The 26,213-nt window shown below is 49.8% G+C and carries 19 protein-coding genes, 1 pseudogene and 1 riboswitch; of the genes and pseudogenes, 10 read left to right on the plus strand and 10 right to left on the minus strand.

Annotated elements, in window-relative coordinates:
• Positions 1–4: 4 nt before the first annotated feature.
• Complete coding sequence (locus CG67_RS16455; protein WP_025904031.1) at positions 5–1,543, minus strand: S-type pyocin domain-containing protein; 1,539 nt, start codon at positions 1,541–1,543, stop codon at positions 5–7.
• Positions 1,543–1,836, minus strand: coding sequence for a hypothetical protein (locus tag CG67_RS16460; RefSeq protein WP_025904032.1), 294 nt, complete (start codon positions 1,834–1,836; stop codon positions 1,543–1,545). The genes CG67_RS16455 and CG67_RS16460 overlap by 1 nt, the downstream gene beginning before the upstream one ends.
• 445 nt (positions 1,837–2,281) lie before the next feature.
• Here CG67_RS16460 and CG67_RS16465 point away from each other — a divergent pair, with 445 nt between their 5' ends.
• The 5 genes from CG67_RS16465 (at position 2,282) to CG67_RS17945 (ending at position 5,317) form a co-directional block, all read left to right on the plus strand.
• Positions 2,282–3,310, plus strand: coding sequence for a peptidoglycan-binding protein (locus CG67_RS16465; protein WP_235501148.1), 1,029 nt, complete (start codon positions 2,282–2,284; stop codon positions 3,308–3,310).
• Positions 3,307–3,765, plus strand: coding sequence for a lysozyme inhibitor LprI family protein (locus CG67_RS16470; RefSeq protein ID WP_025904034.1), 459 nt, complete (start codon positions 3,307–3,309; stop codon positions 3,763–3,765). The genes CG67_RS16465 and CG67_RS16470 overlap by 4 nt, the downstream gene beginning before the upstream one ends.
• 105 nt (positions 3,766–3,870) lie before the next feature.
• Complete coding sequence (locus CG67_RS16475) at positions 3,871–4,185, plus strand: DUF1493 family protein (RefSeq protein WP_200910045.1); 315 nt, start codon at positions 3,871–3,873, stop codon at positions 4,183–4,185.
• Positions 4,186–4,631: 446 nt separating this feature from the next.
• Complete coding sequence (locus CG67_RS16480; protein ID WP_051546434.1) at positions 4,632–4,940, plus strand: lysozyme inhibitor LprI family protein; 309 nt, start codon at positions 4,632–4,634, stop codon at positions 4,938–4,940.
• A gap of 44 nt (positions 4,941–4,984) precedes the next feature.
• The gene (locus CG67_RS17945; protein WP_371190698.1) at positions 4,985–5,317 is read left to right on the plus strand and encodes a LysR family transcriptional regulator substrate-binding protein; all 333 of its coding nucleotides are present in this window, start codon (positions 4,985–4,987) and stop codon (positions 5,315–5,317) included.
• A gap of 286 nt (positions 5,318–5,603) precedes the next feature.
• Here CG67_RS17945 and CG67_RS16490 read toward each other — a convergent pair whose 3' ends face one another.
• Positions 5,604–6,068 (minus strand): DUF943 family protein, encoded by a 465-nt coding sequence (locus CG67_RS16490; protein WP_025904038.1) that lies wholly within the window; start codon positions 6,066–6,068, stop codon positions 5,604–5,606.
• Positions 6,058–6,905: pseudogene (locus CG67_RS16495) on the minus strand (DUF3289 family protein). The gene CG67_RS16490 and the pseudogene CG67_RS16495 overlap by 11 nt, the downstream one beginning before the upstream one ends.
• Positions 6,906–7,681: 776 nt before the next feature.
• Here CG67_RS16495 and CG67_RS18860 point away from each other — a divergent pair.
• Positions 7,682–7,891, plus strand: a complete 210-nt coding sequence (locus CG67_RS18860) for a DUF1493 family protein (RefSeq protein WP_371190699.1) — start codon at positions 7,682–7,684, stop codon at positions 7,889–7,891.
• A 50-nt stretch (positions 7,892–7,941) separates the two neighbouring features.
• Here CG67_RS18860 and thiD read toward each other — a convergent pair whose 3' ends face one another.
• Positions 7,942–8,742, minus strand: a complete 801-nt coding sequence (thiD, locus tag CG67_RS16505) for a bifunctional hydroxymethylpyrimidine kinase/phosphomethylpyrimidine kinase (protein WP_025904040.1) — start codon at positions 8,740–8,742, stop codon at positions 7,942–7,944.
• 162 nt (positions 8,743–8,904) lie between these two features.
• Positions 8,905–9,017, minus strand: a riboswitch (TPP riboswitch).
• Positions 9,018–9,480: 463 nt separating this feature from the next.
• Between thiD and CG67_RS16510 the strand changes: the two genes are divergently transcribed.
• The 3 genes from CG67_RS16510 (at position 9,481) to CG67_RS16520 (ending at position 12,776) form a co-directional block, all read left to right on the plus strand.
• Positions 9,481–10,014 (plus strand): NlpC/P60 family protein, encoded by a 534-nt coding sequence (locus tag CG67_RS16510; protein WP_025904041.1) that lies wholly within the window; start codon positions 9,481–9,483, stop codon positions 10,012–10,014.
• A 308-nt stretch (positions 10,015–10,322) separates the two neighbouring features.
• On the plus strand, positions 10,323–11,354 hold the full coding sequence (gene idnD / locus CG67_RS16515) for an L-idonate 5-dehydrogenase (RefSeq protein ID WP_025904042.1): 1,032 nt from the start codon (positions 10,323–10,325) through the stop codon (positions 11,352–11,354).
• Positions 11,355–11,456: 102 nt separating this feature from the next.
• The gene (locus CG67_RS16520; RefSeq protein WP_025904043.1) at positions 11,457–12,776 is read left to right on the plus strand and encodes a gluconate:H+ symporter; all 1,320 of its coding nucleotides are present in this window, start codon (positions 11,457–11,459) and stop codon (positions 12,774–12,776) included.
• 172 nt (positions 12,777–12,948) lie between these two features.
• Here the strand turns inward: CG67_RS16520 and CG67_RS16530 are convergent, their stop codons facing one another.
• Positions 12,949–14,166, minus strand: coding sequence for a lactonase family protein (locus CG67_RS16530; protein WP_174371902.1), 1,218 nt, complete (start codon positions 14,164–14,166; stop codon positions 12,949–12,951).
• A gap of 601 nt (positions 14,167–14,767) precedes the next feature.
• Here CG67_RS16530 and CG67_RS16540 point away from each other — a divergent pair.
• A complete protein-coding gene (locus tag CG67_RS16540; protein WP_025904047.1) occupies positions 14,768–15,904 on the plus strand; it encodes a lipase family protein in 1,137 nt (378 codons plus the stop codon).
• Positions 15,905–16,090: 186 nt separating this feature from the next.
• On the opposite strand, the gene CG67_RS16545 is transcribed toward CG67_RS16540, so the two are convergent.
• From CG67_RS16545 to CG67_RS17950, 4 genes are all read right to left on the minus strand, one after another.
• A complete protein-coding gene (locus CG67_RS16545; RefSeq protein ID WP_025904048.1) occupies positions 16,091–17,311 on the minus strand; it encodes an HlyD family type I secretion periplasmic adaptor subunit in 1,221 nt (406 codons plus the stop codon).
• Complete coding sequence (locus CG67_RS16550; protein ID WP_025904049.1) at positions 17,298–19,445, minus strand: type I secretion system permease/ATPase; 2,148 nt, start codon at positions 19,443–19,445, stop codon at positions 17,298–17,300. The genes CG67_RS16545 and CG67_RS16550 overlap by 14 nt, the downstream gene beginning before the upstream one ends.
• Complete coding sequence (locus CG67_RS16555) at positions 19,442–20,878, minus strand: TolC family outer membrane protein (protein WP_025904050.1); 1,437 nt, start codon at positions 20,876–20,878, stop codon at positions 19,442–19,444. The genes CG67_RS16550 and CG67_RS16555 overlap by 4 nt, the downstream gene beginning before the upstream one ends.
• Before the next feature lie 120 nt (positions 20,879–20,998).
• Positions 20,999–26,213 (minus strand): BapA/Bap/LapF family large adhesin (locus CG67_RS17950; RefSeq protein ID WP_025904051.1); only part of this gene is annotated, 5,215 nt, incomplete at its 5' end.

Raw genomic sequence — 26,213 nt, forward strand, 5'->3', positions numbered from 1 at the left:
ATTATCACCCCTTTATTCTATTTAAATCTTTGTCATATGTTCCTAAACGAACACCTTTTTTACTGATTTTTTTCCAACCATAAGATACGTTGTGTCCATCAATATCAGGAGTTATATAATCTTTTCCATTAAAGAATGCTGGCTGTCCGTGAGAGTTAAACGGTACTTTATCCGCTGAAACCCGACGGTCATACCCAAGAATTCTGGCTGCTTCCGCCGCTCTTTCCCCCTTAAGAACAGAATTCAGATAAACATAAATCGGCGGAATATACGGCAATGGCAGAATAAGAATATAATCCGCAAACGTCTTTTCTTCCGGAGCAGGGCTGGTCGTTGCCTCAATACGGGGGTCTTCCGGCAGCGGATCAACAATCACCGGGTTCGGTATCCTTACCGGATTTCGGTTGCCTGTATCTGAAGGAACATTGACACCTGAACTGTCCGGCGTCCAGATAATCGTTATATGGGGGGCTTCCTCTGTGGTGAAGGTATACGCTTTTCGGCGGCTGTCCCACTCCATTTTGCGTACACGTACCCTGTCCTTTCCCGGTGGCGTATGCCAGCCGTGCGGAGTCAGATTCCCGTGGACGTCCTGTTCCCAGGTATAGCGCACACGGGTGGGCGCTTCACGCATCTGTTCCAGTCTGAGGCGGTCTAAATAATCCTGCTCCCCCTCATTCAGTCTTCCTGGCATCATTCCCAGCACAACGGCTGCGATGGGCGCACCGGGACCGCTGGCTGCAACCCTTCCAAGTCCTGTAGCTATTTCCCCCAGTTTTACCGCCCATGTTCCTGATGTAATGGCACTGCCACCAATGAGGCCAAAGACACTGGCACCTTCAACAGCCGCCTGAGCATGGGCCGCACTCGTCGCTGCAGCGGTTGCCCGCTGATATTCCACTTCCTCATAATTACCGAACCACCATTTGTACAGGGCGCTTCGCTTCTTCGGCTTCGGAATATCTTCAACAGCTTTCTTCTTCGCCGTCTGAGCGTGCTGGATCACATCTTTATCTGAGGCAGGGTCGGCAGGCGGAACGGCCTGATAAAACGCCATCGCAGCGAAATGGGTATGAGGCTCTCGATCTTTTCCGGCATCGTTACAGCCTTCACCCCGCAGGCAGGATTTGGCGAACACACGATTACGGTCACGCTCTTCAGCTAGTTGTTGAGTTCTTTGTTCCTCTGCGGCCTTACGTTCAGCAAAAAACCTGGCTCGGGCGGCAATCGAAGGGTCCGGTTCCCGGCCGACCCACTGTCCTGCCGGTGCGATAATCAGGTTTGAGCCTGAAGGGCAGCCACAGTGCACGATTGAACCATCAACCGCCGCTATTTTTCCATTATTGGTATCACGGGGTTCTCCGGATACGATAATCCCCGTTTCACCGCATTTCGGACAGGGGGTGGTTTTATCCCCCACGCGGACCACCCGGAGACCGTGCTCGGTATCATTGGACATGGAGGCTATACAAATTGCCCCCGTGGTGGTTTTATCACCTTCCAGTGCCGTCCCCCGTCCATAACAGTCAGAACGATTTCCCATCACCTCACCTCATGCGATGACAGAAAATCTTCCGGCATCATTTCGCCCTCAGGGCTCACAATCACCTGACCGTTGCTCAACGTGTTGATAATCTCATCGCCGTTATCGGGGCGGCGGCCATCCACTGCAATACGATATGGGGTATAAGACTGCTGGCGGCAATATTCCTGCTGTCCCTCAATTAGCGCACGTGCCTCATTATTCATCCTGTGCAGTTGTTCTGCCGTAAACGGTGATTGATCCATTCTTGCCAGTATTTCCGGGGTCAGTTCATTGTTATATTGAAGGTCCATTTCCTTTCCCTTTTTCCTTATTGTCTGTGTGGTTTATTTGCTGCAATACTGAAACGCAATTCTACCTTGCCGTTGCCAGTTCAACTGCGATCGAAACCGGCGTTTCTGTACAAAAAATTGAGAGTCGCTGATGCGTAATCAGGTCCTGGCGAAAGCAGTTACTTTTGCCCGTTCAATGACGATGTGACTGACCTGTTGCAATCGAGGGCTGTCGTTCCATACCGCTGGCCTGCAGTAAAATTCCTTGTGCTCATGGCACTGGCTGTAACCTGGCAAACTCATTTATGGCAGAACACCATAAAGCTACCGGGACTGATACCCGTTACTTTTTCTGAGCAGGGCGCTTTTTTGGGCTGAATTTCAGGTGGTGAGAGAGTGGTGGTGGATTTTAATTTTTATATGCCCGGTGGGGGAACCGAAAATTATGACTTAAAACAAAATTGTTATGTTGTCAGCAAATCAGTTAATCCCTCGGTTACTCTTCACCCCCGGTGGCGTATTCTACAACCTGGATCACCCAGGGATGAATACTGACAGGGAACTTACTCATATGACAGGACGCTCTCACGCTCCCATGACGTTGCATCCCGATCGCCTTTTCTCATCGGTCGGTACATGCGGCACCAATGCACCCGCAGAGGTAAAAAAAATCCAGCAACTCATTTCCGGGGCGGGTTACCGACAGAGCACCGGGCGAACTTTGAAGATTGACGGCCAGTGCGGACAAGGCACGATAGAGGCTATTCGCTGGTATCAACGTCTGCTGAATATGTCGCCTTCAGGGCTGATAACGCCCGTTGATACTTATTTTATTCAGGCGTTAAGCAATGCATTAAGTCCACATTGGCGGCCACGCAATACCCGGGGGGCGCTCCGGGTACATGAAGGACAAATAACTTTTGATGCAGAAGGCTCAGACTATATCACCGCAGTGGAACCGTTCAGGCAGCACCGTTATCCCAATTTTTCCCGTATTCTTCACTGGCCCGGAGGGCGATCCGGCGTTACGTTAGGGCGCGGTTATGATATGCGCGAACGCAGCACCGGAGAAATTTATGCCACGCTCAGACAGGCCGGGATTGAAGAATTCAAAGCGGTTATTTGCTCCAGGGCTGCGTATCTTAGAAATCACTTGGCCGCTCAGTTCGTTAAGGTCTATGGATCACTGGTTGGCGAAATTACCCACGAGCAGCAGATCCGGCTGTTTGAAATTGTTTACCGGATAAAGTCGGAGGAAGCCCGTAGCCTGTATAGCAGATTGGCTAAGAATATATCTGGTGCACCTTCATGGAATAGACTCGACAGGAAAATCAGAGACGTTGTTGTCGATATCTTTTATCAGGGTGTTTATGACGCACAGGGCTTAATCAAAGCAGCGATCGAGGGTAAGGACGCATTAGCATCATTTATCCTGTCTATCCCCCAATACAGGATTTTTGAAGATAACAGGAAAAGAGTAAGGTATTTAAAATGAAAAATTATACTATTACCTTGCTGATAGCTTCCTTAATACTTCCTCTCTCTGGTAAAGCCACTATTTCCTGGGGGGAAGAGTGGGAAAGTTGCTTTAAAAATGGAAAAACGCCAGCGCTGGGCTATGAATGCCTTTCTGATAAAAAAGAAACCAGTGAAAAACAACTTGATTCGTTAATCGCTAAATCGGGAAAGAGTATAAAGACCAATTTCATTGGTGCATTCAACGGTAAAGAGGACGCTACCGAAACCTACGGTGATGTTTACAGCACCCGTTTTCTGAAATCACAAGATATATGGAAACAATATCGTAAGGAATTTTGCCTTGCAGTGGCTTCACAAATCAATAAGGATGCCTATGATTATCAGGCAAACATTGATCAGTGCGAGATAAACCTCAACAGACGACACAAGGAAGAAATTAACCTGTTGGGGCTTCCACAGGCCGTTGAGTAAACCGTGCCTTCGCTTTTGGTCGTTAGCAGATATCTCTGCCAAAGATATGTCAGGTCAATCGTTCCTCCATTATCAAATAATTTTCGGCAAGGAAGGCTCCGGATTATGAATCAGGCGGACGTAGTAAAACAGTTGATTAAAAAGTACTTTTGGGAAATGCAGGAAGAGGCTTCACTGAGTACCGGTGCGGAATCTGTACTCCCCGAAGACGCTTCAGATTTTTTTGATGAATACTTTGAATTGCTGAATATCGATCCCTCCGGATTTAATTTCCGTAAATATTTCCCAAATGAAGGCATCAGGTTTCTGCCAAACAGAATTCTTCCTGAGTATCTGAAGACTGATTATCATCAGCCTGCACCATTAACGGTTAGTATGCTTATTGCCTCAGCAGAAGCCGGATGCTGGCTGGAGGGTTAGAGTGCGCCGGTCTCTATGGCGAACATCAGCCCGTCTTATATTATTTCGGTTTAACCGGCCTCGCGGGAGGCAGTATCACGGAAGGGCTGCGTATTTAACGTCTGAATGCATGAGTGAATCGCGGGCACACGATTTTAATATACAGAGGCTTTACGGATATCGGGAAAACCAGCGGGAAGGTGAATAAACTCAGTTAAAAAGAGTTAAAGAAATTTCACCTCGCACGCTCAATATATAACAAACAATATGAACTTAATGAGATATGAAGACCAGCGCAAAAGATTGAGGTATCTGCAATGAGGACATTTTTTTGTTTTGCAGTAGCTGTTTTTTTAATCCTGCCACTGCCAGGTATAGCTGCTTTATCTGAAAGCCCTGAGGCGAAAGAATGCTTCAAAAAATATAATATTCCTGCAAAACAGGATGAATGTCTGTCGAAGGCCAGAATGGATAGCGAAACAGATCTGGATGCTCTTATCTCTGAGACGGTTAAACGGATAAAAGCCAATAATATGGGGTGGTTTAACGGTAAGGAAAATGCCAGTGTGACTTCCGGCGATATCTACAGCAGAAGATTTATGAAAGCACAGGCATTATGGAAGCACTACCGGCAGGAACTTTGCCTTGCCGTTGCCACTGAACTTGATGAAGAGGCTTATGATTATCAGTCATTTATTGATCAGTGCGAGATAAACCTCAACAGACGACATACGGAAGAAATTAACCTGTTGGGGCTTCCACAGGCCGTTGAGTAAACCGTACCTTCGCTTTTGGTCGTTAGCAGGTATCTCTGCCAAAGATACCCGTCCGTTTTCTCAGGCAATCGCTGGAAACCGCCGCTAAACGCGAGGGTATTCTTCTGGATATACGTTTTGTCACGTCTTCCATAGAAATTCAGAAGCAACTTTGCAGACAGGGGCTGGCACTGATTATCTTACCGAAGATGACGCTGGCAGAAAAAGAACCGCCGGAAGACTTAGTGGCCATTCCGCTTAATGACCCGCTGATGGGAATTGTACGCATCAATCCTGGGTTACCGGCTCAGCGAACGTTAAGCCGCGCAGTAAAGTTATTCCATGAAACCCTGGGGCAATATATTGAAGCGCAGCTCAGTCCGGCGATAACATACTGACGAAGCCGATTTTCCGGTTCTCCATCCCGCCACAGGGGATCCGTATCAGCAGGATCACTGAGGCAATAGGGCAGTAACCTTCGCGCAGAGTTCACGGCTATGTTTATACCATCGTCAGTAATTACCGCATGGTCAGTCTAAAGCATTCAGGAACGGTCTGTTGCTGACCGGGCTTACTTCAATGAAAAATGGCTTATCCCCGGCGGGCATGACCGGTGCTTTCCTGCCGGACTCAGGCTGCTTAACGCAGAGGATGCTGTCTTCTTTCCGGGGGAGGCTGGATAGCTCAGGTTTTCTCTTTTGCGATTTCTCCGTTTTCAGTCATACGATAGACACCCCCACGGGCGATAAATATTATATTTCCGTTGCGGCCCGTTTGTACGGAGAAGACTCTGTTTTTATCTATACAGTTTTCAGGCGGAACCTTGTCTTTAAAGCACAGTCTGTCATATTTCCCTTCCTCTTTATAACCGTCGCCAAACAACCAGAATGTCAGATAGAAAGAACCGTCTTTATCCGGGCGGGGAAGGTGGTATTTTTTTTCGATGTCCTTTTTATTTTCCAGCCACCAGGCTATTTTCCCCTGATCGGTATACGGAAAGTTTTTTACCAGGATATCACTGAAGCCGCTGCTTCTGTGATGGATGGCGACAATCTCTGCCGGACGTAATACGACCCGGAGGGTGCAGGCCAGTAACAGGAAAACGACGAAAGTAAGAACCAGTAATATTATCTTATTTTTAAATGTCATCACGAGACCCGGGAATTTCTATAGTAGAATTTATCTGTGTGATAAAGGGTTTAAAACCGAACTCTTTATACCGCTGGAGGACAAACCAGACCCGAAAAATAAGAAGCTGGTTGAATTTTTTATTCATAACATCATAGCTATCCAGACCAAAGTGATCCTGTACTCTGTATTGTACTATGGCACAGTAATCATTTTTTTAATCTGTAATGATTTTATTATAATATGAGTTGACCAGGTATCATGGATAGTGATACCCATTCCATTAAAGTTATCTTTCAAACTGTCAAATTTTGGTAACCTGCCACCGGATATCGTTTCATAAAATTTTCCTTTTTTTGAGGCTGGATAGTATTTCTTATCCCAATCAATATTAAGATCGAATGTTTTTTTTAGTAATAAACGGGTGCTGTTTTCGCCAGAACTTTCTCCGTAGATCTTTTCCTGAAGAGCCCGATCCAGTAATGAATCCCGAAATATGCTTCCTGTATTTTTCTGCATATGGGTAATCATCTTTTGGATGAGATATCGGTAAGGACCATAAAGAGAAAACTGACGCGATAATGCGCGGAACTCATCAAACAGGATAGATGCACATTGCTGACGTGTAACTTTTTCCTTTGATTGTCGTAGATTACAGCAGAACATGGATTGAGGGCGATCCATCGAAGAACGCCGGTGTAATGTCCAGGGAACAACCTGATCAGAGATATAGTCTAGTGAGTAATGGGATTTTAATTGAGCTTCGGTTAAATCACCATAGCGCATATCACTGGCGCTATAGTCATCCATTTGTCTGCGGGTTTTGAAAATAGTACAGGGATACTTCAGCTCTGACATGGTCTCGCTTCCTTGTGTCTGTGATCCAAAAAGTATTCATGCAATTTAAGATAATACGCTGTAAGCGCGAGCTGTAAATAGCAAAATTTCACAGAATAAAAATTAAGAATTCTGCCCGGTTGTTACGAATTTTAATCTACCTTCTCCTCTGCCAGTTGTGGCGCCTGTCCTGTTGAGGGAGGTACAAGTTAATACTTCATTGGGTACAGTAAGAACTCACACAGCATAAATCATGGTATCTGGAAGAAGGGTGCGAGGCTCCCGGAGACATCCCTGTTTTCCCCTGATTGTCTTAATGACATGTTGTGAACCGTCTTCACAGAATATCCCTTTAATAATTATATTGTAGAGCATCCGGAATGTTGAATGATGTGATTTTTTCGGAAATTATAAGTATTCCTTCATTTTATTTAATTTGTTTTTTATTTGGATAAATCATGATGATAAAAGTAATGATGGTAGTCTGTCAGTAATTTGTATTTTATTATTGGCACCAATAGTAAATTGATTTTGTGTTTTATTAGTTAGGTTGCGTTTAATTGTTAGAGTAAATAATGAAGTTATTTACTTGATTTTTAATAGGGTGGGGGATATTACCGGCGGATTTTTAGGAGAACAGCGTTTATACCGTGAAAAGATTCAATACTATTGCACGTCCGAAGGATAAGTTCTGGTGAGTAGCGTAAAAGACTGATGATGAATACAGGGCGCTCATTCTGAAGGATCGGCCCGCGGTCACCACATTATGGAAGACCGTGGATATCTCTGATGAAGAGGTGCTGCAGGATACCTTTCAACGGGAAGATATCGCTGACTTAATCGGCGCTCTGTCAGCCCAGCCGGGGGGAAATCTTGAAATTTCCAGAGGGATCATTATTTCCCCCGGAAACCTGAAGGTTTTTATAAGAAATCCCGCGGAAAAAATATCATCAACATTGAGCATGTTTATTGATTCGGCGAAAGCCGGCCGGTGGTTTTACAGTTAATCAGCTTGTTGAATAAATGAGGTTTAAGATAAGCCACTGGCCTGACAAATTCACCCCGCGATATGACGCTCGGTAAAATGGTTTATCGGGCCATGGCCCTGTCCGTATTGCGGCGCGGTCAGGATGGCCTGGTAAATAAAACGTTTTGCCCGTGCAACACACTCCGGCAGTGGCAGGCCTCTGGCGAGTAATGCACACAGGGCGGCAGAGAAACTGCAGCCGGTTCCATGCGTATGCGGTGTCTGAATACGGGGAGAGGTGAGCCAGCTCTCATCCTGCGGACTGCAGAAAAAGTCTGCGGCGTCGTCTTCCCCACTGTGCCCTCCCTTCAGGACAACACTGAAAGCACCCATCCTGCATAGCTCGCGTGCAGCCCTCACAATCCGTTCACGGCTCTGCAGGGTGTAACCCACCAGAGCTTCGGCTTCGGGAATATTAGGTGTGATCACACAGGCCTGTGGCAGCAATAAACGGCGCAGACTGTCGAGGGCGCTTTCCTGTAGCAGCGGTGTTCCGCCTTTAGCAATCATCACCGGGTCAATGACTAAGCCCGGGAGTTTGTGTTGTTTAATCTTTTCTGCGACACAGGCAATAATATCGCTGTCTGCCAGCATGCCTGTTTTCACCGCCGTCAGGGTAAAATCCGTGGCGACGGCATCGATCTGAGCAGCAATCAGAGACAGCGGCATGACCTGAACCGCCTGTACACCCAGTGTATTTTGTGCCGTGACTGCCGTAATGGCGGTGGTACCAAATACCCCGAATTCCTGCATTGTCTTAATATCCGCCTGAATTCCCGCGCCCCCGCCACTGTCAGAACCCGCGATGGTTAATGCCTGTGGATGTGTCATTCTGCCTCCCCGGCTCCCGTAGCGCTTATCCGCGCACAAAGAAAAATGCTGCACCCGAAAGGGCAGACATCGGTGTTACAGGGGAGCCTGACAGAGATAAACCGGGCCATTCGCGTCCGCAGCAAAGGCGAAAAAAGAAGGAATTACCGCAACCTCTGCGGACAGATCATTCGTTCGTCTTCCTACGCCAGTATCAACCGGGTCAGGTTCTAAGGGTCGCTATACCTTGCTGATAGCCTCTCAGTCTCTCTGGTGAGACTCCCCCGACATCCTGTTATTAAGGAGGGGAGGGCGGAGAATGTCAATGTTATGCAGGTTCAGGGGTTAACCGCGCAGGCTCAACGGCAACAATTTTACAATGAAGCGAGGTCAGCCCGGGCATGGAAACTCTTTTATTTCTGAATCTATGCCTGAACAGGCTGGATTTATTCACACTCAAGTCATTCCCGTGTCACTGCCCCGGCATCAGTTTATCTCCCCGGCGACCGCTGACGCTTAAAGCCCTAAGCATCCGCACCAGACTCACCCTGCACGTATTCGCTGCTTAGGGGTCATGCAGTGACCTCACGGAATTCTGTCTCTGCACTGCTCACCCTGCTCTCTGCTTTTTACGATTGATTAATGTAAATCTGTGTAAATATCCCCGGAAAGCCGTCCTTTCGGCGGTTATCTGTTTATATCCGGTAATTTTTTGAGGTATATATTTCAGACCGCCGGCTGAATTGAGAAAATTACAAGATGACTCCCCCTGCCACCCGTAAAATTCTGACTTGCCTGTTACTGATGACCCTTGCGGGATGTTCTTCCCATTCCCGTAATAACGAAGATAAAGGGGAAACTCTCGCTCAGGAAAATCAGCAATCGGATCTGATAAATGTTCTTGCCGCGCTGCACGACCAGATGCATTCCTGGGAAGGGACCAAATATCAGTGGGGCGGCACGCAACTCACCGGTGTCGATTGTTCGGGGTTTGTCTGGCGAACGCTGAAAGATCGTTTCAACATCCCGATGGATCGGGTGACGACCAGGCAATTGATCCGTATGGGGAAACCGGTGGATCAGGCTCATTTACTGCCGGGCGATTTGGTATTCTTCCGGATTAACAATGAACTGCATGTCGGTTTTTATGATACTGACCGTCATTTCCTGCATGCCTCGGTCAGTCGTGGTGTGATGCGTTCATCGCTGAATAATCCTTACTGGAAATCGGTTTACCTGGAAGCCAGACGATTACCGCGTGAATACAATTCTCAGATAACCTTTAACTCTTAGAATAATATCGGTTGAGTTATGGCTTAACGCAGTCCCTCGTGACAAGTTCCGCCGCAAAGGGGCCGCCTGAATCAGGCTGTCAGCCCCTGATATTAACATTATCTTCTCTGCATTGATCCCGCCGCTCTGCAGTCATTCGGGGCACTTATTATTACCTTTCTCCCGCACCCACCGGGAAAGTGTTACGCGGCTCACGTTACGGGTAACAATATCACTGAAACATTCTCTTAATCGATATACATCACAGATATAACATCCAAATACCGTTCTGATAAGCGCCTGCATCTGTGCGTTTTAAGAGGACGATGATGAACACCCTTACAGACTCTTGCATGATCAATGGCAAACACCAGGTTGAAGTCGTTAGCAAAAGTGTCAGCTATCAGGGGCAGGGTACCCTGGTACGTATTACCCGTGGCGGGATCTGTGGTTCCGATCTTCACTATTACCAGCACGGTAAGGTCGGTAATTTCGAGGTCAGAATGCCGATGGTTCTCGGCCATGAGGTGGTGGGTTATGTGGTAAAAAGCGATGCCCCGTCACTGCAGGAAGGGCAAAGAGTTGCGATTAACCCTGCGGCCTCCTGCGGGGAGTGTAAATATTGCCGTTCCGGTGAGGATAACCAGTGTACCGGGATGCGTTTTTTTGGCAGTGCTATGTATTACCCGCATGTGGATGGCGGTTTCAGCCAGTATAAAGTGGTGGAAACCCGTCAGTGTGTCCCTTTTGATGCCGGGGCCGATGAAAAGGTAATGGTGTTTGCTGAGCCGCTGGCGGTATGCATTCATGCCACTCATCAGGCCGGAGATTTACAGGGCAAAAAAGTGTTTATTTCCGGCGTCGGGCCGATAGGGTGCCTGATTGCCGCCGCGGCCAGGGCCAGAGGGGCTGCAGAGGTGGTCTGCACTGATATCAGTGAACGCTCACTGGTAATGGCTAACGCCATGGGGGCCACCATGACGATGAATGCGGCCAGTGGTGATTTTTCACCTTATCTGGCGGAGAAAGGGTATTTCGATATTTCCTTTGAGGCCTCCGGTCATCCTTCCTCTCTGAACCGTTGCCTGGAGGTGACGCGGGCGAAAGGGACCCTCGTCCAGGTAGGGATGGGCGGCAATATCCCTGAATTTCCGATAATGCAGCTGATTTCCAAAGAGATCGTATTGACCGGCTCTTTCCGTTTTACCTCCGAATTTGCGACCGCAGTGGAATGGCTGGCCAGCGGGATCATTGATCCGCTTCCGCTGCTTAGCGGTGAATACGACTATCATGAGATAGATGCTGCACTGAATTTTGCGAGTGATAAGCAAAAAGCCGCAAAGGTGCAGTTAACGTTCTGACTTCGTCACCGGGGGCGCGAGGGTCTTATCGGTGTACAGAACTCCCGCCCCGGGTAACGGGTGGGCGATATTGTTTAAAGCGTGTTTTCAGAGGGCTGTATTATGCCGATTACTATAATAGCGCTGGGAGTCGTACTCCTGCTGGTACTGATGATTGTCTTCAAAGCCAATGGCTTTATCGCATTAGTTTTTGTCTCTGCCGTTGTCGGTATTGCTGAAGGTATGACGCCGCTGGCAGTTGTGGCGTCAATTCAGAAAGGTATCGGAGGAACGCTGGGTAGCCTGGCCATGATACTGGGCTTCGGTGCCATGCTGGGTAAACTGGTGTCAGATACCGGTGCTGCCCAGCGGGTGGCAACAACGCTGATTAATGCCTTCGGTAAACAACGAGTGCAATGGGCCCTGATGGTGACCGGCCTGATAGTCGGCCTGGCCATGTTCTATGAAATTGGCTTCGTGCTGCTGTTACCGCTGGTCTTTACGGTGGTGGCAGCGGCAGGAATGCCTCTGTTATATGTCGGTGTTCCTATGGTCGCGGCACTCTCGGTCACACACTGCTTTCTGCCACCGCATCCGGGGCCTACGGCAATTGCCACCATTTTTGGCGCTAACCTCGGGACCACCCTGTTATACGGGATTGTGATCACGATCCCGACAGTGATCATCGCCGGGCCGTTGTTTTCCCGGTGCCTGAAAAATTTCGAAAAAGAACCCCCTGAAGGGTTATATAACCCGAAAATCTTCGCTGAAGATGAAATGCCGGGGTTCGGGATCAGTATTTTTGCGGCCATTATTCCGGTGATCCTGATGGCGGTGGCGGCGGTGTTTGAACTGACTCTGCCGAAGGAGAATGCAGTACGGCAGTTTTTTGAATTTATCGGTAACCCTGCCGTTGCTCTGTTTATCTCAGTAGTGATTGCTGTCTTTACCCTCGGGCTGCGTAACGGGCGTAAAGCGGAAGATGTGATGGAGATGTGCGGTTCGTCGATTGCCTCCATCGCCATGATTGTTTTTATCATCGCCGGGGGCGGGGCCTTTAAGCAGGTACTGGTCGACAGCGGTGTCGGGGAATACATTGCCGGTATGATGGAAGGGTCATCCCTGTCTCCTCTGCTGATGTGCTGGACGGTGGCGGCCATGCTGCGTATTGCTCTGGGCTCTGCAACGGTGGCGGCTATCACCACCGCAGGGATTGTCACGCCGATTATTGCGGTAACGCACGCAGACCCGGCGCTGATGGTGCTGGCCGTCGGGTCAGGCAGTGTCATTGCCTCTCATGTGAATGACCCCGGATTCTGGTTATTCAAAGGGTACTTTAATCTGAGTGTGACCGAGACGCTGAGAACGTGGACGGTGATGGAAACCCTGATTTCTGTACTGGGGCTGGCCGGTGTGCTGATCCTGGATACGATTGTCCACTGACCGTTATGATACAGGTACTCCTGCCGCTGCCTGCGCTGGCAGGGCCGGTCAAAGAAAAGGCGGGAGTACGCAACAGAGTGCATACTCCCGCCTGTATGTCAGCGGATCGCCCTTACCGACCGGTACCGCGGGTTATTACGGTCGCCAGGTGACTTTCCGTGACGTGACGGTCTCAGGGTAAGAATTTAACGTCTGTCGGGCTGCCTATTTGTACGCTGATCCCGGTATATTTCAGGGAACCGTCCTCTGCATCGCGATAGAGTTCCACCACATTGTTGGAATAAACATTGGCGACCAGCATATATTGCCCGCTCTTATCAAAGGCAAATGCACGGGGCTCAATGCCACCGGCAAGGTAAGCTTTCCCTTCTCCCAGTTTTCCTGTCTTTTTATCGACCGGGAAGGCGACAATTTCATTACGGTTCCGGCGGTTACCGGCATACAGGAACTTGCCGTCCGGGCTGAACAGAATGCCTGCGCCACTCTTATCTTCTTCTGACTGACTCCCGGTCAGATGCGCAGTTTGTACTTCGGTAAGGCCCTGTTCACCTATCCGGTAAACGTGGATTTGTGCCCCCATCTCGGTGACGATATAGGCGAATTTTCCGTCAGGGGAAAATGTCATATGACGGGGGCCGGAGCCGGCCGGGAAATGGACATCTGCCGCGGTATCCGCGACAAACGGTGTTTTACTGTCTGCCTGATAGCGGTAGGCATGCACGGTATCCGCGCCCAGATCGGCCACAAATAATCGTTTACCGTCCGGGGTAATATTGACCGAATGTGCATGGCCGCTGTCCTGACGTCCGGCGACCACACCGGAGCCTTTCTCAAACGGAACATGCTGAATAGCCTCACCCAGTTTCCCTTGTGCTTCTATCGGGAAAAGAATAAATCCGGCATTTTTCTTCGTGGCTGAATAGTTAGCCGCCAGCAGATATTTACCGTCCGGCGTCAGTGTTGCATGCGTCGGATGTTCGCCCTGGCTACTGACGGCATTAATGACTTTCAGTTTTCCTTCTGCGGTGACTTTAAGTGCAGTGACTTCGCCATTCTCACTTTCGTTAGTGGTGTAGGCATACTTGTGGTCACGGCTGAAGACAATCCATGACGGATTGGTTAGCTCAATCACATCCAGTGGCAGTAGCGTGCCATCCGGATTCAGATGCAAACGATAGATCCCTTCACTGGGATAAACGGCTTTTTGTGCGAGAGGGTTGGTGGTCTGGCCGGTCCAGCTGCCAATCAATACGGTTTGTGGTTGCACGCGATTATGCTCCGGAAGTAAAGGGTGACTCTCCTGAGCATAAGCGATATTTGTCACTAAAAACAGGGCCACCGACGACATCCTGAATGTTTTGGAAACAACACTTTTGACCGTATTTCTCATTAATAACAACCTTTTAAATTACCAGTGGGATCAGATATCCCGGACAGTGTGGGTATGTCATCTGCTGTGCCGGCAGGGTCGGTGATCTCTGCCCGTCACGGGGGAAATCTCAGGTTCGCCGGCGGCAGAAGAACCTTTATAAAATATTTCAAAATGAAAATAAATGTTAACTTTAGTGTGGTTATTATGCCGCGCGGGCCAGAGAGGCTGGCCCGGAACGGGCCTGAGGTGCTGGTGCAGATTTACAGCGATGCCCGTGAGGCCTATGCTGAAAAGGCTCAGGCGGGGGCCGGATATTCACCGTAATCTCATCATCAGCCCCCTGGCTGAGGACTTCTGAACGATGAGCGGGCAGGGGGGGTATCCCGGTGGTGCATATTTTTCCGGTCATCAGTCACTGACGGAGGTCGATACGGAAGGCCGGCTTAACTGATTTAAAAAATGGAGAAGTGTAACTCCGGCAGCCTGAGTCGTACTTTGTGGCTGCCCGGGGATGTAAGACATCGCAGTCAGTTTTTGTGGCAGAGTACTACGCCATCATCCAGCGGCGGACAAGGCATCCGGGAGTTCCGCCACTATTCAGACAGGGCAGGAGTGACAAATGAATCAACTCGCAGGCGCACTACTGATATCTTCAATGAGTCTGATGGCCGTAACACCGTCTGCCGGTGCGGCATCCTTATCACCCAATGGCGTGTTACTGGAAAAAAGTCCTTTGCCTGCCGATCACGGCTTGCAGGAAGCTTCTGCACAGTATCTGATCCATTACACGTCGGTCAGTGGCGTCGACGGAAAAACCCGCCGTGAAGATACCGGTGCGGTATTTTTACCGAAAGGCCCGGCCCCTCGCGGAGGCTGGCCGGTGGTCGTCTGGGCCCACGGAACCGTCGGGGTGGCTACCCAATGCGCCCCTTCTCTGAACCCCCGTTCATCACGTGACCAGCAATATCTGAACACCTGGCTATCGCTGGGGTTTGCGGTGGTTGCCCCGGACTATGCGGGGCTGGGCTCCCGCGGCCTGCATCATTATCTGAATGCACGTGCAGAGGCCTGGAGTGTGCTTGACAGCATTACGGCGGCACTGAAAAATTTCCCGTTGAGTAATAAAATTATTATTGTCGGCCAGTCACAGGGGGCACATGCGGCATTTGCCGCGTCCGGCTATCAGCCATCTTATGCGCCGGCACTGCATGTGCTGGGCACAGTGCTGACCGGGACTCCCTATATCAACGCCTCGACCTCTGTGAATGCTATCTTCAAACCGGATCAGGGGATCACCGGCGGCGACCCGAAAATGCCCTATGCCTATTATATTTTCCTGTCGGCAGCCGATGAAAATAAGTCGCTGAAGGCCGAAGACTATTTCCGTCAGGAGGCGATTGCGGATGTCAGGCTGGCAAGCCGCCTGTGCATTACTCCGTTAACGCAGCATGTGATGGAGAAGGGGCTGAACGAAAGCAACAGTTTCCTGCCGGGGTTCCAGAAACTGCTGGACACGCAGTTGCCCTCTCTGCGCTATAACACCCTGAAAATTAACCATCCGGTCTTTATCGGTATCGGCCTGAAAGACATTAATGTGCCGACCGCCATGCAACAGCAGTTTGCCCGGGATGTTAAAGCCGCGGGTACGCCGGTGGAAATAAAAGAGTATGCGGGAATGAACCACGGTGAAACGGTGAATGTGTCGCTGCGCGATTCTGTGCCCTTTGTCGTTAAACTGATGTCATCCGCAGACTAAGGTGAGCTATCTGACATTTTATAACTGAGTATTATTGGTGGTGTGATTTTTAATGTATAGACAGAGGGCAGAAGTGACAGGGGTGTGGGCTGCCTGATAATTAAACAAAGGTAGTCGTTTATTATTTTTATGTACCAGAGAGTAATGAGCAGGCCACCAATAGTTAATCATGGCCTGCTCGTTATTTTAGCGCTCTCTCAGAGCTTCTTTCATTTTATTGAACGGTTTGATCAAGTATTGCATCACAGTTTTTTGACCGGTTCTGATATCAACAGTTGCAATCATTCCTGGTACGATAGAGAAATGCTTTCCTAACTTATTAGTAAGGAAATCATGCTCAGTACGGATGTAGACCCGGTAATAATAAACCTCAGGTTTGGCTTCATCCTGGATGGTATCCGGAGAGATGCTTTCAACCTTCCCATGCAGACCACCATAAATGGAATAGTCATAGGCTGTTATTTTTACCATCGCCGGTTGTCCGGGATGGATAAATGCAATATCTCTGGGGGATAGTCTGGCTTCAATCAATAAACGGTCATCCATAGGGACGATTTGCATGAGCTCACCATTAGGTGGGATGACACCACCGATTGTAGTGACTTTGATACTTTTTACCACGCCCCGTACCGGAGATTTGATGGTCAGACGATCGAGTGTATCTGCGCGACCTTTAATCACCTCTGCCAGAGACTGCACATCAGCATCGGCCTTAGCCATTTGCTGGCGAGCATCTACATAGTACTGAGTTTGTAAATCAGTGAGTTTCAAATTAAGGTCCGCTAACTGACGCTGTAAACGCAGAACATCGACAATACTGGCCGCCCCGCTTTTAACCAGGCCTTCGGTAATGCCAAGCTCGCGCCGTACTAAACCGATGGATTGATTCATCTCTTTTTCTGACTCTGTTAACTGGTCTCTTCGGCTGTGGTAAAGCGATGTTTCAGAATTAATCAGGTCGGGCCATAATTTTAATGACTGCGGAAATACCAGAGGAGTATTGTTTACTTCTGCATGTAAACGCACACTCTCTGCCAGAGCCGCCCGATATTTGGCCGAGCTTTCGCCGACATTTGATTCACTTATCGTCGGATCAAGCCTGGCCACTACCTGATTAGCTTTTACCTGCATTCCTTCACGCACGTACAGCTCAGCCAGAATGCCGCCATCCAGTGATTGAAGTACTTGCTCATGAAGGCTGGGAATAACTTTTCCTGTGCCAGTCGATACTTCATCAAGCTTGGCAAACCAGGCCCATAGGGTGAATATCGCAAGGAGTCCAAAAAGTACTGTAATGATAAGGATTGAGCCGTTGAGCGACCTGCTGTCTACGCCTGAATCATCAAGCAGGTTTGCCGGGTCAAAAGACTCTTTTTCGTTAGATGTTTTTTGCTTATTGAATATCATTCTGCTTTTCCCTGGCATCTTTATTCAGAAGTTTAGCTTTTGGCGTATCCAGTGTGAGTTGCCCGTCTTTAAGCACCAATACTCTGTCCACCAGAGACAGAACAGCAGCTCTGTGAGTGGCAATAATTAATGTTCGTCCGCCAATCCAGCGGGTGAAGCGCTCAATAAATTCTTTTTCTGTATGTTCATCTAACGATGCTGTCGGTTCATCCAGCAGGACAATATTTGGATCCCTAAGCAATGTTCTGGCCAGTAGTATTGCCTGACGCTGGCCACCAGAAAGTCCGCTACCACCTTCCATAATCGGATGTTCAAGTCCGAGAGGCAGTTTTTTGATAAAGTCTGCGACTGCACAGACTTCAAGTATTTCAAAAATATCACTGTCGGTAGCTTGAGAACGGCCGAGTACCAGGTTTTCCCTAAGGGTTCCATGGAACAGTCGGGCATCCTGAGTCAGCAAACCAGTATTCCGGCGAATATCAGCAATATCGATATGCGGTAAACTAAGACTGTCAGCACGTAACTCCCCGGAAACCAAATCAACATTGCCGACTAGCGCTTGCAGGAAAGTAGATTTCCCGGCACCATTACGACCCAGCAAAGCAATCTTTTCTCCGGCCTTAATATGGAGGTTATGGACAGTGAGAGGGGCAGGTCCTTGCTGGTCTGCATACCTGAAAGAGGCCTGAGCGAAGGTATATTCACCGTGTAACACTGGTGTATGAACTTTGACTTCCTCCCGATTGTTTTCAACCGGTAGTTGCATGAGATTGTCCAGTCCGGCTTTGGCTGCTTTAACCTGCTGCCAGCGAGCAAGAACACCGCACAACGCCGTCATTGGGGCAATCATTCTGGAAGAGAGCAGGGATGCGGCGACCATAGCACCTGTCGTAATATCACCACTGATGACTAATGGTGCACCAATCACCACCACTAATGCATAAACCAGGTTCTGTAGAGTCGTTCCCCAACTCAGCAGGCCATGAGTGATTTTACGGGTTTGTGCACCGGACTCCGCTGTGACTTGTATATAACTATTCCACTGTTGCTGGAAATGACTTTCAGCCTGCATCAGTTTGATATCCTGTATCCCCTGCAGACTTTCGACCAGTATGGCATTACGCAGTGTCGCTTCATGAACATTTTTTCGTGCCTGCCGGGCCAGTTTTTTTTGCATTAGCAGACCAGGAATAATCATCAATATAGCGGCAACCGGAGCTATCCAGCATAGGTATGGCGAGACAACCGTGAGGACTAAAAAAAACAAAATAAAGAAAGGCAGGTCGACGATTGCAGAAACCGTCGTTGAGGTAACCATTTCTCTTAGCTGCTCAAGCTCACGAACCTGAGCAATAAAACTTCCTGTAGAACGAGGTATGGCTGAATAGCGTAAACGTAATGCGTGGCCAAAGACCCGGTCAGAGACCCGCATGTCGGCTCGTTTACCTAAGATGTCCATCACATGACTGCGAACAACTTTTAGTAAAAAACCAAATACCGAAGCAATCAGTACACCACCAAATAATACATATAATGTCGGGTATGACTGAGCCGGGATAACCCGATCGTAAACCTGCATGGAAAAGAGAATACCTGATAATGACAGGACGTTGATAGCCAGGGAAGCCAGCATGACGTAGCCATAAGGTCGCAGATCCTTCAGGGCAATCTTACGTAGCCAGTCAGGGCGGAACGCTGCCAGATAGTTCTCGGTACGTATATCGCGCGCAGGTGCTGACGGACGTAAAGCCACCAGACATTCAGTTTCATCCAGTAGTCCCTCTAATGGTACTGAGGTGCTTAGTCCGTGATCCTGAATCAGTCTTAAAGCAACATTTTTCTCGCCGTCAAAACTTTCGATAATACCGATATCACCATTTTTAAATACAGCAACCAGGGGAAGTCGGCGAGAGGAAAGATCCGCACTATTTTCAGACAGGATTCGATAGTGTAAGCCTGCCTGTCGGGCAAGATGTCCCAGGACTTCGGGAAGGTATTTTCCGGCCAGCCACGAAGCCTGAGACTGCATCGCGCCGTGAGAAAAACTTAAGCGATATTGTTTGGCAATCAGGGACAGTGTATCCACCCAGGCCAGCACTTTACTTTCACTATCAACCAATATGTGATGACTCATGGCCTTATCTCAACTCCCTGTATTTTTCTATTATTCAATTTAAAAGTATTCCGCATTTGTCCGGTACTGTAGAGGCAGTCCAGTTGGAGTGAATGCAACTGTGCCTGTGTTTGCTCCTGAGTAAATCTGGCTTGATAAATCTCCTGTTCAACATTCAACAGATCGAGTAAGGGACGTGTTCCCAGCTGCAAATATTGAGCTTCGTATAAGTCACGGGTTTTCTCACCGAGAAGTTGTTGTCTCGCCTGGACATTTAATGTCTGATAAAGATTCTGTGCTTGTTCCTGTGATTCCGTCAGCTTCTGGCGAGCCTCAAGCTCGGCAAGACGGATAGCAGCACGGGCTGATTCGAGAGTTTGTACTGCTGCATCACGGCTGGCGGTTAATCCGCCCCCCTGGTAAAGAGGCATTTCAAGTTTAATCCAGGCTGAGTATTGGGTTTTATCCAGCTCACTGCTATCTGAGTAGTTATTATTCAGGTAATGAGTCACCTGGGGCTCAAGAGAGAGTGTGGGCCTCATCTGAGCATTGGCATTATCGAGTTCAGCCTGTGCCTGATTTTTCTGCGCATAAGCAGCCAGTACAGAGGGAATGACGCGATAGTTAATTTGCTGGACCGTGCAGGCATTCATCAGGGATGACGGGAGAGTATTTGCCACTTGTCCAATCGGGCCTGTCCCCATATCTGTCGCCAGTGTGGCTTTCCAGCGTTGGAGAGCTGACTGATATTGCATTAGTGTGGCTTTAGCACCTTCTATACGGGTATTGGTCTGTACCACGTCAGAAAGAGAACTGGCTCCGGCAGTATTACGCTGCTGAATCAGAGAACCAATATGATTCAGTGCATCAAGCTGCTGCTGCGCAATAATGACTAGCTTTTGGTATCCCTGAACCTGAACCAAAGCAGACGCTGTATCGTGGGCAACCTGGTCAATACTTACCATGACATTTGCCTGTTGTTCAGCCAGTCCGGCATTGGCTGCACGAACTGAGCTGGAGACCTTACCGAAGTCGTACAACATCTGAGATACAGAGAGAACTAATGAGGGTGAATATCCGGCGTCAACATAGCTGTTTGAGTAGCCATTATTCATACCGGCGCTGATCTGGGGATAGTATTTAGCTTTTGCTACATCAACTTTCGCAGCTTGCTGAAAAAGTTTCCCTACCGCCTGACCTATTGCCGGATGCCATTGTTCTGCCTGTAATACGGCGTAATCCATATCTGTCAGGCCAGAAGGTGGAGGAGTAATCGGCTGAGTGACTGTATTGCTCAGGTCAGGAAGAGATTGTTGATCAATCAGGTCCTGAGTGCTGATATCACCTGCGCTCGTTATGCTGTTTGCGAGCCCTGGCTCAGATAAGAATATGCCGGACGTCAGGATAGCGAGTGGGAGAATGCGGAGTAAAATCTGCGAATTAATGATTAGCATTGCTCATGAATACCTGTGAAGTCAAATATGATAAAAATGAGGGGCTATAAAGCAACACCCACCTCCGTGTTAGCGTGTAATAAGGAAAAAAGGCGGGCATGGCTGCCCGCCTTTTCATGGTTATGATGGATTATCAGTCGACGAATGATGAAGAATTTCGTCCATTGTGGCGTTCACATTTTCCAGTGTGACCAATGTAGTAGACTGGTATGCACTGCCGCTACCATCACGGTCAATAGAGACGACGGTATTGCCGCTATCGGTGTGGGTAACAGAAACGTAATTACCCAGGCTGCTTTCCTTCCCATCCCAGCCGACCAGCAGAGCATCCAGGTCGATATGATCCCCTTCACTCACCGAGAAGTCGTCCCAGGTATCGCTGCCGTTCCCTCCGGTATTATCATCGCTTAAGACTTTATACACGACAGTATCGGCACCGCCTTCAAGGTGGAAGGTATCGTCATAAGCTGTACCACCCGTAGTATCGGCCTGACTGGTACCGGTGATTGTCGGATGCAGGTTAATCGTCAGGTTGGCTTTAGAGGTCGTACTGCCATCCTCTGCAGTCAGCGTGTAACTGAACATCTCCTTCTGCGTCATATCAGCCACATTGATATTACTGTTCAACGCATAGCTATAGCTGCCATCTCCATGAATCGTAAGGGTGCCATACAAACCGGTGAGCGTTTGTGATGCAGTGTCGTACTGATTGAGCGTAACGCTACTGTCAGACTCGTTGGTCACTGTCAGCTTGGTATAAACCGTTTGTAGTTCATCTGCGGTACCATCAGAATCCGTGCCGTCATAGAGGTTTCCTGTGACGTCTGACGACTCAGAGGATGTCTGGAAATTACTGACCGATACTTCTGTCCCCGATATTGTGGAACTAAAAGAGACCGTCGGTGCAATAGTCAGCAGGCCGGTAGCTGAAGATGTAGCACTGATCTGTACGTAGTAATCCCCTGCCGATAGGTCGTTATCACTTAAATCAATATCAGCAGTCGTTACTTTTTGAGTAAGGGATAAGGTTGTAGTCGGTGTCACCGTACCTGAGGCAACCAAAGTACCTGTTGCATCACTTCCTTCATAAATGTTGTAAGACAGGGTTAAACTGGCCGTCGCACTAACCGATGACTGAGTACCGGTGATAATCAGATGGGTACCTGTTAATACCGTATTGCTGTCTACACTAAATTCATTACCAAAGGTTGTGGTTTGACTACTACTGGTTGCGGTGTTCAGTGTCCCACTGGCCACCGCTTCTGAATAGGCGGATTCAACTTCGGTCGCAGAGACATCGAGGCTTGCCTGATCATCTACCGCCTTGAGTGCATTATTGTTGAGGTTAATCGACAATATCTTGGTGGTAATTGTCCCGTCAGGTTCTGTCAGGGTATAAGTAAACTTCTCTGCGGAGCTGAGAGTATCTGTTGTCTGCCCGGCATTCAGGGTATAGGTGTAATCCCCTTGCTGATCGATAGTCAGAATGCCGTATTGACCAGTAATTTCTGTATTCCCGCTTGTGCTGAGGGCTGTTGTACCTACAGAGGTGATCAGCGTACCTGTCGGTACAGTATCGCTTCCTTCACTACTGCTGGTTTCAGTGAGCAGATTCCCTGTGGTTGAGGTGGCAACTGAAGTGACGCTGTTAACCACATCAGACGTAATGCTCAGTGTGTAAACCGTCGCCACAGATAAGCCGACGCCCCCATTCAACATAAACAAATAGGATCCCTGACTAAGCTCCAGTGATAATGGAGATGACGCGCCGGCAAGCAAAGCACTGGTTATCCAGTCAGATACCTTTTCATACTGTGCATACTGGCCAGTTTCATCATCATATTTATAGACATAGAGATCATATGTTGATGCGATCACGCCCACCATTGTTGCCTTGATGGTAATATTTTCGACCGTATTGTCCGCTACGTTCAGGTGTAACTGATTATTCAGATTCAGCAGAGAAGTATTTAACACACTGCCGAGTGAAAGGTTCAGTAAGGCGGCGCTGGTCTTAGAACTGGTCCCCTTATCCGTTTCCTCTGATGTGGTAGCGTAATCCAGATCTACGCTCACATCCGGAAGCGCAACAGTGCCAGTATCAGTATCGGCATCGGTCAGAGAGATCGTCAGTGTGGCACTACTGGTGTTGCCATTTGGCCCCGTCAGTGTGTAATTGAAGGTTTCGCTATTACCAATATCAGCAACGTCAGTCCCTGAGTTCAGTTTATAGGTATAGTCACCGGCAGCATCAATACTGAGCGTACCGTAGGTCCCTGAGATCGTGGTGTAACCTGATGCCGCTACACTGGTATCATTCACACTGCTGATCACTGAACCCGCCGGTGCTGTATCTGCACCACTGCCATCACTACTGCCCGATATCAGGTTACCGCTGGTTTCTGCACTATTTGATGTGTACGTTTCCAGAATATCGGATTTGATATGCAGGGTATAACCCGTAGCAACAGAGAGGCCCACGCCGGAGTTCAGCAAAAACAGATAGGTACCTTCACCCAGAGAAAGTGACAGATCCTTGGAGACACCGGCCAGTAAGCCAACGATCCAATTACTCACTTTCTCGTATTGCAGATACTCACCACTGCTCGCATCATACTTATAGATATATAAATCAAATGAAGATGCTACCAGGCCGCCTACATCGCCCTGGACAACGAGGTTTTCGGTGGTTCCTTTGGCAACATCAAGTTGTAACTGGCTGGCTGGATTTACCAGGGATAAGTCGAGAACATCTCCTAACGAAAGATCTAATAACGAGAATCCAGTTTTAGAGCTTGTACCTTTATCGGTTTCTTCAGCATAAGTGGTGTAATCCAGGCTCGCTGTATCATCCACTGCAAGTAGCTGAGTACTCTCGATTGTGGTGTCAATTGCTGCAGAAGCATGACTGGTATTACCAGCGGCATCACTTACTGTCGTCGTAAAGCTATAGGTTCCATCCGTCAGTACCGGCGTTGTGAAAGTCCATTTACCCTCTGAATCAGCAGTTGCCTCCCCAAGAGTACCTGAGCCGTCACTAATGGTTACAGTACTTCCTGCTTCTGCGTTTCCTTTCAGGATTGGAGTGGTATCTGTCGTGGAGCTATCAGCAATATTGTTACCACTGTCATCAACCAACGTGATACCGGTAGCAGATGCTGGTGCCTGGGTATCGATTGTGACAGCGATAGCATTACTGACATCACTACTATTACCCGCAGAGTCAGTTACTTTTGTCGTCAGACTATGGGTACCATCAGCAAGAGCGGAAAGCGTAATACTCCAGCTACCATCGCTGTTAACTGTTGTCGTACCGATAGCTTTCGTACCATCGTAAACAGTAATGGTATTTCCTGCTGTGGCTTTACCAGTGAGCTGAGGGGTATTGTCGTTAGTATCCGCTCCGGCCAGATTCTTACCGTTACCGTCAGTCAGTTCGACATCACTGGCTGCTGCCGGTGCCGTGGTCTCGATCGTGACAGGAATCGCGGCCGAAGGCTGGCTGGTATTGCCGGCCGCATCGGTGACCGTGGTGGTGATGCTGTGGCTGCCGTCGGCCAGGGCCGGCAGGGTGCTGCTCCAGCTGCCGTCGCTGCCCGCGGTGGCGGTGCCGATGGCTTTACCGTTGTCGAGGATAGTGACGGTGTCGCCGGCTTCCGCAGTCCCTTTCAGGACCGGAGTAGAGTCATTTGTCTCCGCTCCGGACAGGTTATTACCGTTACCGTCGGTCAGTTCGACATCACCGGCTGCTGCCGGCGCCGTGGTATCGACCGTCACAGGAATCGCCGCCGAAGGCTGGCTGGTATTACCGGCGGCATCGGTGACCGTGGTGGTGATGCTGTGGCTGCCGTCGGCCAGGGCCGGCAGGGTGCTGCTCCAGCTGCCGTCGCTGCCCGCGGTGGCGGTGCCGATGGCTTTACCGTTGTCGAGGATAGTGACGGTGTCGCCGGCTGCCGCGGTCCCTTTGAGGACCGGAGTAGAGTCATTTGTCTCCGCTCCGGACAGGTTATTACCGTTACCGTCGGTCAGTTCGACATCACCGGCTGCTGCCGGCGCCGTGGTATCGACCGTCACAGGAATCGCGGCCGAAGGCTGGCTGGTATTGCCGGCCGCATCAGTGACCGTGGTGGTGATGCTGTGGCTGCCGTCGGCCAGGGCCGGCAGGGTGCTGCTCCAGCTGCCGTCGCTGCCCGCGGTGGCGGTGCCGATGGCTTTACCGTTGTCGAGGATAGTGACGGTGTCGCCGGCTTCCGCAGTCCCTTTCAGGACCGGAGTAGAGTCATTTGTCTCCGCTCCGGACAGGTTATTACCGTTACCGTCGGTCAGTTCGACATCACCGGCTGCTGCCGGCGCCGTGGTATCGACCGTCACAGGAATCGCCGCCGAAGGCTGGCTGGTGTTGCCGGCCGCATCAGTGACGGTGGTGGTGATGCTGTGGCTGCCGTCGGCCAGGGCCGGCAGGGTGCTGCTCCAGCTGCCGTCGCTGCCCGCCGTGGCGGTGCCGATGGCTTTACCGTTGTCGAGGATAGTGACGGTGTCGCCGGCTGCCGCGGTCCCTTTGAGGATCGGGGTGGCATCGTTACTGGCTTTCCCGCTCAGATCGTCCCCGGCGGAATCGGTCAGGCTGATATCGCCTGCTTCTGCCGGTGCCGTGGTCTCGACCGTCACAGGAATCGCTGCCGAAGGCTGGCTGGTATTGCCGGCCGCATCGGTGACCGTGGTGGTAATACTGTGGCTGCCGTCGGCCAGGGCTGGCAGGGTGCTGCTCCAGCTGCCGTCGCTGCCCGCCGTGGCGGTGCCGATGGCTTTACCGTTGTCGAGGATAGTGACGGTGTCGCCGGCTGCCGCGGTCCCTTTCAGGATCGGGGTAGAGTCATTTGTCTCCGCTCCGGACAGGTTATTACCGTTACCGTCGGTCAGTTCGACATCGCCTGCTTCTGCCGGTGCCGTGGTCTCGACCGTCACAGGAATAGCCGCCGAAGGCTGGCTGGTATTGCCGGCCGCATCAGTGACCGTGGTGGTGATGCTGTGGCTGCCGTCGGCCAGGGCCGGCAGGGTGCTGCTCCAGCTGCCGTCGCTGCCCGCCGTGGCGGTACCGATGGCTTTACCGTTGTCGAGGATAGTGACGGTGTCGCCGGCTTCCGCAGTCCCTTTCAGGACCGGAGTAGAGTCATTTGTCTCCGCTCCGGACAGGTTATTACCGTTACCGTCGGTCAGTTCGACATCACCGGCTGCTGCCGGCGCCGTGGTATCGACCGTCACAGGAATCGCGGCCGAAGGCTGGCTGGTATTGCCGGCCGCATCGGTGACCGTGGTGGTAATACTGTGGCTGCCG

It is taken from the genome of Tatumella sp. UCD-D_suzukii, assembly GCF_000611875.2.
GTDB lineage: Bacteria > Pseudomonadota > Gammaproteobacteria > Enterobacterales > Enterobacteriaceae > Tatumella > Tatumella ptyseos.

Bases quoted from the DNA above. Each gene is read 5' to 3' on its own strand.
- CG67_RS16455 (WP_025904031.1), bottom strand. From the start codon at position 1,543: ATGGGAAATCGTTCTGACTGTTATGGACGGGGGACGGCACTGGAAGGT.
- CG67_RS16460 (WP_025904032.1), bottom strand. From the start codon at position 1,836: ATGGACCTTCAATATAACAATGAACTGACCCCGGAAATACTGGCAAGA.
- CG67_RS16465 (WP_235501148.1), top strand. From the start codon at position 2,282: ATGTTGTCAGCAAATCAGTTAATCCCTCGGTTACTCTTCACCCCCGGT.
- CG67_RS16470 (WP_025904034.1), top strand. From the start codon at position 3,307: ATGAAAAATTATACTATTACCTTGCTGATAGCTTCCTTAATACTTCCT.
- CG67_RS16475 (WP_200910045.1), top strand. From the start codon at position 3,871: ATGAATCAGGCGGACGTAGTAAAACAGTTGATTAAAAAGTACTTTTGG.
- CG67_RS16480 (WP_051546434.1), top strand. From the start codon at position 4,632: ATGGATAGCGAAACAGATCTGGATGCTCTTATCTCTGAGACGGTTAAA.
- CG67_RS16490 (WP_025904038.1), bottom strand. From the start codon at position 6,068: ATGACATTTAAAAATAAGATAATATTACTGGTTCTTACTTTCGTCGTT.
- thiD (WP_025904040.1), bottom strand. From the start codon at position 8,742: ATGACACATCCACAGGCATTAACCATCGCGGGTTCTGACAGTGGCGGG.
- CG67_RS16510 (WP_025904041.1), top strand. From the start codon at position 9,481: ATGACTCCCCCTGCCACCCGTAAAATTCTGACTTGCCTGTTACTGATG.
- idnD (WP_025904042.1), top strand. From the start codon at position 10,323: ATGAACACCCTTACAGACTCTTGCATGATCAATGGCAAACACCAGGTT.
- CG67_RS16520 (WP_025904043.1), top strand. From the start codon at position 11,457: ATGCCGATTACTATAATAGCGCTGGGAGTCGTACTCCTGCTGGTACTG.
- CG67_RS16530 (WP_174371902.1), bottom strand. From the start codon at position 14,166: ATGAGAAATACGGTCAAAAGTGTTGTTTCCAAAACATTCAGGATGTCG.
- CG67_RS16540 (WP_025904047.1), top strand. From the start codon at position 14,768: ATGAATCAACTCGCAGGCGCACTACTGATATCTTCAATGAGTCTGATG.
- CG67_RS16545 (WP_025904048.1), bottom strand. From the start codon at position 17,311: ATGATATTCAATAAGCAAAAAACATCTAACGAAAAAGAGTCTTTTGAC.
- CG67_RS16550 (WP_025904049.1), bottom strand. From the start codon at position 19,445: ATGAGTCATCACATATTGGTTGATAGTGAAAGTAAAGTGCTGGCCTGG.
- CG67_RS16555 (WP_025904050.1), bottom strand. From the start codon at position 20,878: ATGCTAATCATTAATTCGCAGATTTTACTCCGCATTCTCCCACTCGCT.